This window comes from Pseudomonas sp. MF5691, from assembly GCF_016405645.1.
In the GTDB taxonomy this organism is placed as follows: Bacteria; Pseudomonadota; Gammaproteobacteria; order Pseudomonadales; family Pseudomonadaceae; genus Aquipseudomonas; species Aquipseudomonas shahriarae.
In genome coordinates this window covers 122342-135465 of record NZ_JAEKDC010000010.1, presented here as the reverse complement: position 1 = coordinate 135465, position 13124 = coordinate 122342, and the positions used below count along the sequence as shown (strand labels likewise).

The 13124-nt window shown below is 62.1% G+C and carries 11 protein-coding genes; 7 read left to right on the top strand and 4 right to left on the bottom strand.

Features of this window, described 5'->3' with window-relative positions:
* A complete protein-coding gene (locus tag JFT44_RS16220; RefSeq protein ID WP_057960351.1) occupies positions 1-537 on the bottom strand; it encodes an ATP-dependent zinc protease in 537 nt (178 codons plus the stop codon).
* Positions 538-810: 273 nt separating this feature from the next.
* Here JFT44_RS16220 and JFT44_RS16215 point away from each other — a divergent pair, with 273 nt between their 5' ends.
* The 7 genes from JFT44_RS16215 to JFT44_RS16185 all read left to right on the top strand — a co-directional run bounded on the left by JFT44_RS16215 (position 811) and on the right by JFT44_RS16185 (position 10387).
* A complete protein-coding gene (locus JFT44_RS16215) occupies positions 811-1521 on the top strand; it encodes a GntR family transcriptional regulator (RefSeq protein ID WP_057439536.1) in 711 nt (236 codons plus the stop codon).
* Positions 1518-2411 (top strand): methylisocitrate lyase, encoded by an 894-nt coding sequence (gene prpB, locus JFT44_RS16210; RefSeq protein WP_029298299.1) that lies wholly within the window; start codon positions 1518-1520, stop codon positions 2409-2411. Before JFT44_RS16215 ends, prpB begins: the two co-directional genes overlap by 4 nt.
* A 41-nt stretch (positions 2412-2452) precedes the next feature.
* The gene (prpC, locus tag JFT44_RS16205) at positions 2453-3580 is read left to right on the top strand and encodes a 2-methylcitrate synthase (protein WP_057439535.1); all 1128 of its coding nucleotides are present in this window, start codon (positions 2453-2455) and stop codon (positions 3578-3580) included.
* A gap of 202 nt (positions 3581-3782) precedes the next feature.
* Positions 3783-6377 carry a Fe/S-dependent 2-methylisocitrate dehydratase AcnD gene (gene acnD / locus JFT44_RS16200; RefSeq protein ID WP_198830909.1) on the top strand — a complete coding sequence of 865 codons (2595 nt, stop codon included), beginning with the start codon at positions 3783-3785 and terminating at the stop codon, positions 6375-6377.
* 11 nt (positions 6378-6388) lie between these two features.
* The gene (gene prpF / locus JFT44_RS16195; RefSeq protein WP_169960539.1) at positions 6389-7579 is read left to right on the top strand and encodes a 2-methylaconitate cis-trans isomerase PrpF; all 1191 of its coding nucleotides are present in this window, start codon (positions 6389-6391) and stop codon (positions 7577-7579) included.
* A 235-nt stretch (positions 7580-7814) separates the two neighbouring features.
* Positions 7815-9299, top strand: coding sequence for a 2-methylcitrate dehydratase (gene prpD, locus JFT44_RS16190; RefSeq protein ID WP_198830908.1), 1485 nt, complete (start codon positions 7815-7817; stop codon positions 9297-9299).
* Between the two features lie 137 nt (positions 9300-9436).
* A complete protein-coding gene (locus JFT44_RS16185) occupies positions 9437-10387 on the top strand; it encodes a hypothetical protein (RefSeq protein WP_198830907.1) in 951 nt (316 codons plus the stop codon).
* Between the two features lie 53 nt (positions 10388-10440).
* Here JFT44_RS16185 and JFT44_RS16180 read toward each other — a convergent pair whose 3' ends face one another.
* The 3 genes from JFT44_RS16180 to JFT44_RS16170 are packed head-to-tail and all read right to left on the bottom strand — an operon-like array spanning position 10441 to position 13102.
* Positions 10441-11169 carry an alanyl-tRNA editing protein gene (locus tag JFT44_RS16180; RefSeq protein ID WP_115128717.1) on the bottom strand — a complete coding sequence of 243 codons (729 nt, stop codon included), beginning with the start codon at positions 11167-11169 and terminating at the stop codon, positions 10441-10443.
* 2 nt (positions 11170-11171) lie between these two features.
* On the bottom strand, positions 11172-12164 hold the full coding sequence (locus JFT44_RS16175) for a serine O-acetyltransferase (protein WP_057960345.1): 993 nt from the start codon (positions 12162-12164) through the stop codon (positions 11172-11174).
* Between the two features lie 23 nt (positions 12165-12187).
* A complete protein-coding gene (locus tag JFT44_RS16170; protein ID WP_057439531.1) occupies positions 12188-13102 on the bottom strand; it encodes a PLP-dependent cysteine synthase family protein in 915 nt (304 codons plus the stop codon).
* Positions 13103-13124 lie beyond the last annotated feature (22 nt).

The window sequence follows — 13124 nt, the reverse complement described above, 5'->3', positions numbered from 1 at the left end:
TTACTCGGCGGTATGAGCGTCGGCGGCGCAGGCAGGTTTGCCTGCTGCGTATTTAAGACTGGGGTCGACCAGCGCATCAAAGCGTTTCAAGGCTTCGGAGCCAATCAGCAGCGGATATTGGAAGGCGCTGCGGTCAGTCAAGTTCACTTCGATGCTGCGTAAAGCAGTGCCCATGCAGATGTCCAGGGCAATCACCGGACGGGCGGTGTAGTTCTTGTCCTCATCGGGGTCGTAGTCGCCGGCGCGGCGCTTGATCTTGCTGACGCGGGCCAGGGGACGCTCGATGGGGTGCGAATGGGCGGTGTCGATGGCCAGGTAGAAGCGGACCCAGGACTCACCGTTGCGCTTGAAGCGCTTGATGTCCCGGGCACTCAACGACGCAGTCTTGGCGCCGGTGTCGAGCTTGGCGGCGACTTCCAGGTCAATACCCGCCAGCTTGGCGTATTCATTGAGGCCATAGACGGTCTTCTCGGCAGCGATGCCAAGGCCCGGAAACATCAGTAGGCAAAACAATAGGGGGAAGGGCTTGAGTCTCATAGATCCTGAGGCGGTGCAGTGCGATGTTTGATTCAAGGCGACTGGCATTGCTGCGCAAGCTCCCTCGTGCGCCTTTTCATCCGGGGATGTCAGGCAAATGCGGCGGGCATTCTAACATGAAGGTTTTCTGGCGCCAGCGCTGGCAGCCGGCCATGCCCTTGTAGGATGCAAGGCAGGTTATTAGACGATTGTCGACAATGTGCATTTATTCTTTGACTATCAGGGGCTGATTGGCTAGTTTTTGCGACATTGCTTTTAAAGGTGTCGACAATCATGCTGGATCAGCTGGAAATTCCGGTAGTAGGGCAGGACGATTCCCAAACGATGTCTGAGAACGTCTTCCGTCGCATCCAGGCCGCCATCGTCAAGGGCGAGATTGCCCCCGGCAGCAAGATCTCCGAGCCTGAGCTGGCGCGCACCTACGGCATCAGCCGTGGCCCGCTGCGTGAGGCGATCCACCGCCTGGAGGGCCAGCGCCTGCTGGTGCGCGTGCCCCATGTCGGCGCTCGGGTGGTGTCCCTGAGCGAGGCTGAGCTGGTGGAACTCTACGAAATCCGCGAATCCCTCGAAGGCATGGCTTGCCGCCTGGCCGCCGAGCGCATGACCGACGAAGAAATCGAGGAGCTGCGCCAAGTCCTGCATACCCACGAGCGCGATGCCGCATTCCAGGCCGGTGTGGGCTACTACCAGCAGGAAGGCGACTTCGACTTTCATTACCGGATCATTCAAGGCGCGCGTAACCGCACCCTGACCCAAATGTTGTGCGGCGAGCTGTATCAACTGGTGCGCATGTACCGCATCCAGTTCTCCGCCACCCCCAATCGTCCACGCCAGGCATTTGCCGAGCATCACCGCATTCTTGACGCGATTGCCGATCGCGACGGTGAACTGGCCGAGTTGTTGATGCGCCGCCATATCGGCGCCTCCAAACGCAATATCGCCCGTCACTTCCCCGACGGCGCCCCCTCGAGAGGTGAGTCATGAGTTCCTATAAAAACAGCACCCCCGGCCAGCGTTTCCGTGATGCGGTCGCCAGCGAACACCCCCTGCAAGTGGTCGGCGCGATCAATGCCAACCACGCGCTGCTGGCCAAGCGCGCCGGTTTCAAGGCCATTTACCTGTCTGGTGGCGGGGTCGCCGCGGGCTCCCTGGGCGTGCCGGACTTGGGCATCACCGGCCTGGATGATGTGCTGACCGATGTGCGCCGTATCACCGATGTCTGCGACCTGCCGCTGTTGGTGGACGTGGACACCGGTTTCGGCTCCTCGGCGTTCAACGTGGCGCGCACCGTCAAGTCGATGATCAAGTTCGGCGCCGCCGCGATTCATATCGAGGACCAGGTGGGGGCCAAGCGTTGCGGCCATCGCCCGAACAAAGAGATCGTGTCCCAGCAGGAAATGGTCGACCGTATCAAGGCCGCCGTGGATGCCCGGACCGATGACAGCTTCGTGATCATGGCGCGTACCGACGCCCTGGCCGTGGAAGGCCTGGAGTCCGCCCTGGAACGTGCCGCCGCGTGCATCGAGGCCGGTGCCGACATGGTGTTCCCGGAAGCCATCACCGAGCTTGAGATGTACAAGCTGTTCGCTTCGCGGGTCAAAGCCCCGATCCTGGCCAACATCACGGAGTTCGGCGCGACCCCGCTGTACACCACCGAACAGTTGAAATCTGCCGATGTTTCCATCGTGCTGTACCCGCTGTCGGCTTTCCGCGCCATGAACAAGGCCGCCGAGAACGTCTACACCGCGATCCGTCGCGACGGCACCCAACAGAACGTGATCGACACCATGCAAACCCGCATGGAGCTTTACGATCGCATCGACTACCACACCTTCGAGCAGAAGCTCGACGCGCTGTTCGCCGCCAAGAAGTAAGCGCAGCGCCTCCCAGATAACTACAAAATTGGAGAAGAACCATGGCTGAAGCAAAAGTACTGAGTGGCGCCGGCCTGCGTGGCCAGGTGGCCGGGCAGACGGCACTGTCCACCGTGGGCCAGGCCGGTGCCGGCCTGACCTATCGCGGCTACGACGTGCGTGAACTGGCCGCCGACGCGCAGTTTGAAGAAGTCGCCTACCTGCTGTTGTACGGCGAATTGCCGAGCAAGGCCGAGCTGGCGGCCTACAGCGCCAAGCTGAGCAAGCTGCGTGACCTGCCCCAGGCGCTCAAGGAAGTGCTGGAACGCATCCCTGCCGACGCCCACCCGATGGACGTGATGCGCACCGGTTGCTCGTTCCTCGGCAATATCGAACCGGAAAAAGACTTCAGCGTGCAGCGCGATGTCACTGACCGCCTGCTGGCCGCGTTCCCGGCGATCATGTGCTACTGGTACCGCTTCAGCCACGACGGCAAGCGCATCGACTGCGTGACCGACGAGCCGAGCATCGGCGGGCATTTCCTGCACCTGCTGCATGGCAAGAAGCCGAGCGAGCTGCATGAAAAAGTCATGAACGTGTCGCTGATCCTCTACGCCGAGCACGAATTCAACGCCTCGACCTTCACCGCTCGTGTGTGTGCCTCGACCCTGTCCGACCTGTATTCCTGCGTCACCGCCGCCATCGGTTCCCTGCGCGGCCCGCTGCATGGCGGTGCCAACGAAGCGGCGATGGAAATGATCGAGCGTTTCTCCTCGGCCGAAGACGCCGTGAAAGGCACCCTCGGCATGCTGGAACGCAAGGACAAGATCATGGGCTTTGGCCACGCGATCTATAAAGACAACGACCCGCGCAATGAGGTGATCAAGGGCTGGTCGAAAAAACTCGCCGATGAAGTGGGCGACAAGGTGCTGTTCCCGGTCTCCGAAGCCATCGACAAGACCATGTGGGAACAGAAGAAACTGTTCCCCAACGCCGACTTCTACCATGCCTCGGCGTACCACTTCATGGGCATCCCGACCAAGCTGTTCACCCCGATCTTCGTCTGCTCACGCCTGACCGGCTGGGCGGCGCATGTGTTTGAGCAGCGCGCCAACAACCGCATCATCCGTCCAAGCGCCGAGTACATCGGCGTCGAGCAGCGCAAGTTCGTGCCAATCGAACGTCGCTGAGTGGGGAGACCGACAATCCGGAATTGGTAACCGAATCAAAAGCGTGGGAGCGGGCTTGCTCGCGAATACGGGGTAACAGTCACTGAATGTGTTGAATGACACACCACATTCGCGAGCAAGCCCGCTCCCACATTTTGACCTCATTCCAATTCTGGGGCGGCACAGGTCTTCCTTTTGTAACTACCGTGACCGAGTCCTGACGATGAACACTGAATTTCGCAAACCGCTCCCCGGCAGCCGCCTGGATTACTTCGACGCCCGTGCGGCTGTCGAGGCCATCACCCCCGGTGCCTACGCCACGCTGCCTTACACCTCCCGCGTGCTCGCCGAAAACCTGGTGCGTCGCTGCGACCCGGCGACCCTTAACGCTTCCCTGAGCCAATTGATCGAGCGCAAGCGCGACCTCGACTTCCCCTGGTTCCCGGCCCGGGTGGTGTGCCATGACATCCTCGGCCAGACCGCCCTGGTAGACCTCGCCGGCCTGCGTGACGCCATTGCCCTGCAAGGCGGCGACCCAGCCCAGGTCAATCCGGTGGTGCCGACCCAGCTGATCGTCGACCACTCCCTGGCCGTCGAGGCCGGTGGTTTCGACCCGCAGGCCTTCGAGAAAAACCGCGCCATTGAAGACCGCCGCAACGAAGACCGTTTCCACTTTATCGAGTGGACCAAAAAGGCTTTCAAAAACGTCGATGTGATCCCGCCAGGCAACGGCATCATGCACCAGATCAACCTGGAGAAAATGTCCCCGGTGATCCAGGTGCGTGACGGCGTGGCCTTCCCGGATACCTGCGTCGGCACCGACAGCCACACCCCCCACGTCGACGCCCTGGGCGTGATCGCCATCGGCGTTGGCGGCCTGGAAGCCGAGAGCGTGATGCTTGGCCGTGCGTCGTGGATGCGCCTGCCGGAAAGCGTTGGCGTCGAACTGACGGGCAAGCTGCAAGCGGGCATCACCGCCACCGACATGGTGCTGGCCCTGACCGAGTTCCTGCGCCAGCAGAAAGTTGTCGGTGCCTGGCTGGAGTTCTTCGGCGAAGGCGCCTCGGCCCTGACCCTGGGCGACCGCGCCACCATCTCCAACATGGCTCCGGAATACGGCGCCACGGCGGCGATGTTCTACATCGACGCGCAGACCATCGCTTACCTCAAACTCACCGGGCGTGAAGACGAACAAGTCGCCCTGGTCGAGCAGTATGCGCGGCATACCGGCCTGTGGGCCGATGACCTCAAGGGCGCGCAATACGAGCGTGGCCTGAGCTTCGACCTGTCCAGCGTCGTGCGCAATATGGCCGGCCCGAGCAACCCGCACGCCCGCGTGGCCACCAGCGACTTGGCGGCCAAGGGTATTTCCGGGCAATGGGATGACGTGCCGGGGCAAATGCCCGACGGCGCGGTGATCATCGCCGCCATCACCAGTTGCACCAACACCAGTAACCCACGCAACGTGATCGCCGCCGGCCTGCTGGCGCGCAATGCCAACAAGCTTGGGTTGGCCCGCAAGCCGTGGGTCAAGTCGTCCCTGGCGCCGGGTTCGAAAACCGTGGCCATGTACCTCGACGAAGCCGGGCTGACCAGCGAGCTGGAGCAGCTGGGTTTTGGCGTCGTGGCCTTCGCTTGCACCACTTGCAACGGCATGTCCGGTGCGCTCGATCCGGTGATCCAGCAAGAAATCATCGACCGCGACCTGTACGCCACCGCCGTGCTCTCGGGTAACCGCAACTTCGACGGGCGCATCCACCCGTACGCCAAGCAGGCATTCCTGGCTTCGCCACCGCTGGTGGTGGCCTATGCGATTGCCGGCACCATCCGTTTCGATATCGAGAAGGACGTGCTGGGCCTGGACGCCACCGGCAAGGAAATCCGCCTGCAGGACATCTGGCCGAGCGATGAAGAAATCGACGCAGTGGTCAAGGCCTCGGTCAAGCCGGAGCAGTTCCGCCAGGTCTACATCCCTATGTTCGCTATCCATGAAGACACCGGCCCGAAAGTCACGCCGCTGTACGACTGGCGCCCGCAGAGCACCTACATCCGCCGCCCGCCGTACTGGGAAGGCGCCCTGGCCGGTGCGCGTCCGCTCAAGGGCATGCGCCCGCTGGCGGTGCTGCCGGACAACATCACCACTGACCACCTGTCGCCGTCCAACGCGATCATGCTCGACAGCGCCGCCGGCGAATACCTGGCGAAAATGGGCCTGCCGGAAGTCGACTTCAACTCGTATGCAACGCACCGCGGCGACCACCTGACCGCCCAGCGCGCGACCTTTGCCAACCCCAAGCTGTTCAATGAAATGGTCCAGGAAAACGGCAAGGTCAAGCAGGGTTCCCTGGCGCGCATCGAGCCGGAAGGCAAGGTCACACGGATGTGGGAAGCCATCGAAACCTACATGGAGCGCAAGCAGCCGCTGATCATCATTGCCGGCGCCGACTACGGCCAGGGTTCGTCCCGCGACTGGGCGGCCAAGGGCGTGCGCCTGGCGGGTGTGGAAGCGATTGCCGCCGAAGGCTTCGAACGCATCCACCGCACCAACCTGGTGGGCATGGGCGTGCTGCCCCTGGAATTTTTGCCGGGTACCGACCGCAAGACCCTGCAGATTGATGGCAGCGAAACCTATGACGTGATCGGCGAGCGCACCCCGCGTGCGCAGTTGACTCTGGTGATCAACCGCAAGAATGGCGAGCGTGTCGAAGTGCCGGTGACCTGCCGCCTGGACACCGCTGAAGAAGTGTCGATCTACGAGGCGGGCGGCGTGTTGCAGCGTTTTGCCCAGGACTTCCTGGAATCGGCGGCGACCGCCTGAAGAGGATAACCATGACACACGTAGCGCAAATCAAGATCGCCGCCACCTACATGCGTGGCGGCACCAGCAAGGGCGTGTTTTTCAACCTCAAGGACCTGCCCGAATCGGCCCAGGTCCCGGGTGCGGCGCGCGATGCCTTGCTGCTACGGGTGATCGGCAGCCCCGATCCCTATGACAAACAGATCGACGGCATGGGCGGTGCCACCTCCAGCACCAGCAAAACCGTGATCCTCGCCAAGAGCACCCGCGCCGAGCATGACGTGGACTACCTGTTTGGCCAGGTCTCCATCGACAAGCCGTTCGTAGACTGGAGCGGCAACTGCGGCAACCTGTCAGCGGCGGTCGGCTCGTTTGCCATCAGCAGCGGCCTGGTGGATGCGGCCCGCATTCCCCACAACGGCGTGGCCGTGGTGCGGGTCTGGCAGGCGAATATCGGCAAGACCATCATCGCCCATGTGCCCATCACCAACGGTGCGGTGCAGGAAACCGGCGACTTCGAGCTGGATGGTGTGACCTTCCCGGCGGCGGAAGTGCAACTGGAGTTCATGGACCCGGCAGCGGAAGAAGAGGGCGGCGGCGGTTCGATGTTCCCTACCGGCAACCTGGTCGACGACTTGGAAGTACCGGGTGTCGGCACCTTCAAGGCGACGCTGATCAACGCCGGGATCCCAACGATTTTTATCAACGCCGAAGACCTCGGCTACACCGGCACCGAGCTGCAAGGCGCGATCAATAGCGATCCCAAAGCCCTGGCCATGTTCGAGCAGGTACGGGCCTATGGTGCATTGCGCATGGGCCTGATCAAGCACCTGGACGAAGCGGCCCAGCGCCAGCACACGCCGAAGGTGGCGTTTGTGGCCAAGCCTGCGGATTACCTGGCCTCCAGTGGCAAGGCGATCAAGGCCGGTGATGTGGATCTACTGGTGCGCGCGCTGTCCATGGGCAAGTTGCACCACGCGATGATGGGGACGGCGGCGGTGGCGATTGGCACGGCGGCGGCGATTTCCGGAACCCTGGTCAACCTCGCGGCGGGCGGTGTGGAACGCAACGCCGTGCGCTTCGGGCATCCGTCCGGCACCTTGCGCGTGGGCGCCGAAGCCAGCCAGGTCAACGGCGAATGGGTGGTAAAGAAAGCCATCATGAGCCGCAGTGCGCGGGTCTTGATGGAAGGCTACGTGCGCGTGCCCGGCGACGCATTCTAAAGCCCTGCGCCGGCCCCGATATGTGAGCGGGCTTGTGTGGGAGCGGGCTTGCCCGCGATAGCGGCGTGTCAGTCACGCAGATACCAACTGATCCAGCGCTATCGCGGGCAAGCCCGCTCCCACAAGGGGCGGCGGCCTCTGGATTTATGTACGAGAGCAGGCATTCAGACCTGCCACAAACCACCCACCCTGAGCCTGAGGAAGGAACACACCCAACCCATTTTGGAGTACTGCCATGAGCGCCAACGTCGACCAGAACAACCGCCCCGACTACGACCCGGTTTTGCAGGACATTGCCGACTACGTCCTCAACTACCGCATCGACTCCCCGGATGCCCTGGACACCGCCCGCAACTGCCTGATGGACACCCTCGGTTGTGGCCTGCTGGCCCTGCGTTTTCCCGAGTGCACCAAGCATTTGGGGCCGATTGTCGAAGGCACAGTGGTGCCGTTCGGTGCGCGGGTGCCGGGTACGTCCTATCGCCTGGACCCGGTCAAGGCCGCGTGGGACATCGGCTGCATCGTGCGTTGGCTCGATTACAACGACACCTGGCTCGCCGCCGAATGGGGCCATCCTTCGGATAACCTCGGTGGCATTCTCGCCGTCGCTGATCACCTGTCGCAAAAACGCGTGGCCCATGGCGAGGCGCCGTTGACCGTGCGCGCGGTGCTGGAAGCGATGATCATGGCCCACGAAATCCAGGGTGTGATTGCCCTGGAAAACTCCTTCAACCGCGTCGGCCTTGACCATGTGGTGTTGGTGAAAGTGGCCTCCACTGCTGTCTGTGCCAAGTTGATGGGGGCCAACCGCGAACAGATGCTGTCGGCACTGTCTCATGCCTTTGTCGATGGTCAGGCCTTGCGAACCTACCGGCATGCGCCAAACGCCGGGTCACGCAAATCCTGGGCGGCGGGGGATGCATCCAGCCGTGGTGTACGTCTGGCGGATATCGCTCTGCGTGGCGAGATGGGCATCCCCGGCGTGCTGAGCGCACCGCAGTGGGGCTTTTACGACGTGTTGTTCAGTCACACCAACAAGGACCTGGCCCTCAAGCCTGAGGACAAGCGCGCATTCAGTTTGCCCCAGCCCTATGGCACTTATGTGATGGAAAACGTGCTGTTCAAGATCAGCTTTCCTGCAGAGTTCCACGCCCAGACCGCCTGTGAAGCTGCTGTCACCTTGCACCCGCAGGTCAAGCACCGCTTGCACGAGATCGAGCGCATCGTGATCACCACCCACGAGTCGGCCATTCGCATCATTTCCAAGGTCGGCCCACTGGCCAATGCGGCCGACCGCGACCATTGCCTGCAATACATGACAGCCGTGCCCCTGGCGTTTGGCAACCTGGTCGCCGAGCAGTACGAAGATGAGTTCCATACGGCGCACCCGATCATTGATGAGTTGCGCGGCAAAATGGAAATCGTCGAAGACCCACGCTACAGCCGCGAGTACCTGGAAGCGGACAAGCGTTCCATTGCCAACGCGGTGCAGGTGTTCTTCACCGATGGCTCGAGCACCGAGCAGGTCGCGGTGGAATACCCGATTGGCCATCGTCGGCGCCGGGCGGATGGCATTCCTTTGCTGGAAGACAAGTTCAAGGCCAACCTGGGGACACGCTTCCCCGCGCAGCGCAGCGCCGAGATTTTTGCACTGTGCAAGGATCAGGCACGGCTTGAAGCGACGCCGGTGAACCGGTTTGTGGATTTGTGGGTGATATGAGGGCGTCGGGCGGCGAGTTGTGAAGTGGACATACTTTGCTATTCGTACGCCCGACATCGCCGGAACCTTATTCCGATAATGACCAATCAGATAGCCAGATGACCTGTTTTTGCCGGGGCATCCGGGATGCAATGCCCGTGAATCAACTACCTGAATCTGAGAGGTCCACTATGACGAGCGTAAGTCATTCGCAGTACGCACCCAGCCAGCCCTATGAAATGCCTCCCAAGCCAGCGTCCGTGCAGAACGAAGGCCGTGCTGAAACGGATGCCCCGCCCGGCGCGCAAGCAGATTCAACTCCACCCCGCCCACCGATGACTGCGCAGCAGCGTGGGCAGTTTGCGGCACATAAAGGCCTGGTCAATTCACCGTCATCCAGTGCCAATACTAACTCGCCTCAACTGGCGCAGCTCTCCCAGGAAAACAACCAGCTGCGTGACAGTCTTAACCAGTTGGTTGCCCACTTCACGCCGATAATCACTGAGCTTGAACAGCAGATAGCAAACCTGGGGCAGCAAGCCGGCATGATGGAGAGCCCTGCAAAAGGGGGCGCCCCATCGAAACAAGATGCCAGTGGCCGCGCAGATGCAGGGCAGGGCAAAGTGCCGCCTGAAGCCAGTGCTCGCGCAGACAACAACACGCCGGTGTCGGGGCCTGAGGCCCCTCGTAGCCTCGAGCAGCTGACTGCTGAAAATGACCAACTGCGCGAGACGATTGAGCGCCTGCAAACCCAGTTCACGGCGGTGGTGACTAAGCTGCAAAAGCAGATCCAGGCGTTGACCCAGAAAATGGGGGGGGCAGATGCCTCCGCAAATGAAGCCCCTGCCGCAGGTCCGAAGACTGACGGCAATGCCCCGTCGGCCCCCCCATCGGCTGAGCAAGCGCCCGGTGGCAAGGACGCTCCAGCAGCGGCTCAGACCCATGAGCCAACGCCACCGGCGAACCGCAGCGCCGACGATCTCATGCGCGACAACCAGCAACTGCGCGCACGTATAGATCAAATGATGACTGAGTTCACCCAGGTGATTACCCAGCTGCAACAGCAAGTCCAGCAATTGAGTGCCCAGATCAAAGCCCAGGCGAAGTAAAGGCAAGCGTGCCAATAGGGGCGTTTACCCCCCCCCGTTGGCAGCTTGATGCTTCACTCGAACCGCAGGATCACCCGCCGGTTGTGCTTGCTTTTTTTCTCGATTTTCTCGCAGAACACCCGGCCGATTTCTTCGGTGTTGACCACATGGGTGCCGCCACACGGCTGGATATCAATGCCGGCGATTTCAATCACCCGCACCGCGCCCTGGATCACCGGGGGCGCGACCGCCTGGGTGCGGGTGATCTGCAGCAGGGTGGAATATTCGGACGCCGGCATCGACAGCGACTTGACCTCATGGGCCTGCTCGATCAAGGCATTGAGGTCGCGGGTGATGCTCTCCTTGTCCAGGGTCATTTCCGGTAGGTCGAAATCCAGGCGGCCCTTGTCGGCGCTGATGCTGCAACCGGTCACCGGCGCGTCGATGATCGAGCACAGCAGATGCAGGCAGGTGTGCATCTTCATGTGCTGGTAGCGCCGTTCCCAGTCCAGGCCGGCGTCTACCTGCGCACCTGCGCGCAATGACTCGGGGCAGTGTTCCACTTGATGCCAGATGATCGAGCGCAGTACCGGGTCGCGCACAGTCCCGGTCACGTTGACTCGGCTGCCGTCCGCCAGAGTGAAGTAACCGGTGTCTCCGGGCTGGCCACCCCCGGTGGGGTAGAACAGGGTGTGTTCCAGGGCCACGCCCTGTTCGCTGACGGCAATCACGCGGGCGCTGAAGGCGTTCTGGTAAGGCGCGCTGTCAAACAGCGCCAGGGTTTCCATAGTGTGTACGGACATGTTCATCCTCCAACGATCAGTGGGCTGGTTTGCAGCAGGCGCCGCACCATTGCGCTCAACCCGGGTGGGGAGAGCAGGGTGACTTCGAACTTCGCCCCGCACACCTTCAGGTTCAGGGGCAGGCGCGGGGGATAGGTGGGGGCCTGCAGCGTGCGCAGGCGAAACTGCAAGTGATGACGCTCCTTGACCGTGGGCTCCAGCACCACGCCGGACAATGGATGGAAGTCGGCATCCAGCAGCGTGACCCGGTGGCTGATGTCGACTTCACCGACCACATGCAGGCGCTCGTCGAGGGCAAAGGCTCCGAGGTAGTTGCTGGCGTCCGATTCGTCGTTTTTCTGCAACTGGATCTGGTTGACCACCTTGACCTTGGTGCCTGCGGGCACGTCCTGGGTGATGACACAGGAGGGGCTGATAAACACGTTGTCGCCGATCAGCACATACCCGAGCACCCTGGCGCCCGCGCCGACTTCCACGTTGTTGCCTAGGCGCGGGTGGCGCTTGCCGTCCGGGTTGTTGGCGATGCCCCGGGCGCCCAGGGTCACGCCACACAGGATGTAGCAGTCATTGCCGATCTCGCAGGTTTCGCCGATTACCGTGCCAAAGCCATGATCCAGCACAAAGCGCCGGCCAATGCGGGCGGCCGGGTGGATTTCGGCGCCGGACAGGAGCTTGCCCTGGTTGCTCAAAGTCAGCGCAATGGCGCAGAACTGGCCGTGGGCCGGGTCGGGAAGGTTCCAGACACAATGCGCCAGCCGGTAATACAGCACGGCCTTGAACGAGGCGTAGGACTCCAGGATCAGTTCACCTCGGCCGCGGGACGCCGGATCGCGCCAGGCGTAGGCGATCAGGTCCTCGGCCACTTCCTGCGCCGCTGGCTGGATCAACTCCGCCAGGTGTGGCTGCAACTGTGCCATCTGCGCTGGCGACAGGGTGGTGATGAGGTGGGTCAGCAACTCATCGTGCAGCTGTTGCATGTCGATAAAGCCTCCCATGGAAGGCACCCCCGTAATTGTCGTTATTCGAAACAGGGCAGATAACTGTCGGCGCTGTCGTACACCATGGTCAGGACGACGGTGTCGGTGGGCAGTTCCGGGGCGAGCTTGGCGATGGCCACCATATTGGCGGCCGACGACAGTCCCAGGCTGATGGCGTCGGTACGCATGATGCGCTTCATCATTTCCAGGCAGTCGAGGCGCGAGACCTTGAGCATGCCGTCCAGCACATTCAGGTTGAGAATGCTCGGGATCAAGCCGATGGACAGGCCCTGGATATGGTGCGGCGCATGGCGGTCGCTGAGCAGGTCGCACTCCTCGGGCTCTACACCCATCACGCGGATCTGCGGCCAGGCGGCCTTGAGGGTTTCACCGATCCCGGTGATATGGCCCCCGGTGCCGATACCGCTGACGAAGTAGTCGACCTGGCGCTCGCCAAAGGCGCGGATGATTTCCGGGGCGGTGGTGTCGCGATGGGTCTGGGGGTTGGCGCCGTTGCGTTGCTGGTTGAGCATGACGAAGCTGGGGTTTTCCAGCTGCAGCTCCATGCACTTTTCGCCATGGGAGTTATTGCCCAGGCGGCTGTCCGACAGCACCACCTTGGCCCCATACAGGCGCAGCAGCTTTTGCTTTTCGGGGCTGTAGTTGTCGGGAATCACCAGCACCACTTTGTAGCCCAGCACATTGCCGGCCATCACCAGGCCGATGCCAGTGTTGCCCCCGCTGGGTTCGATGATGGTTTGCCCTGAGTTACGAATCAGGATGCCCCGGCGCTCGGCGTCGAGGATCATGCCCAGGGCAATCCGTGCCTTGTGGCTACCGCCCGGGTTCAGGGATTCAAGCTTGGCGAAGACCTCGATGCCGAGGTCTTCGGAGAATTGTTCCAGGCGCACGATGGGCGTTTGGCCGATGGCGTCGAGTATGGAGTTGTGCAGCATCAGATAAGTACCCCCAGGCCTG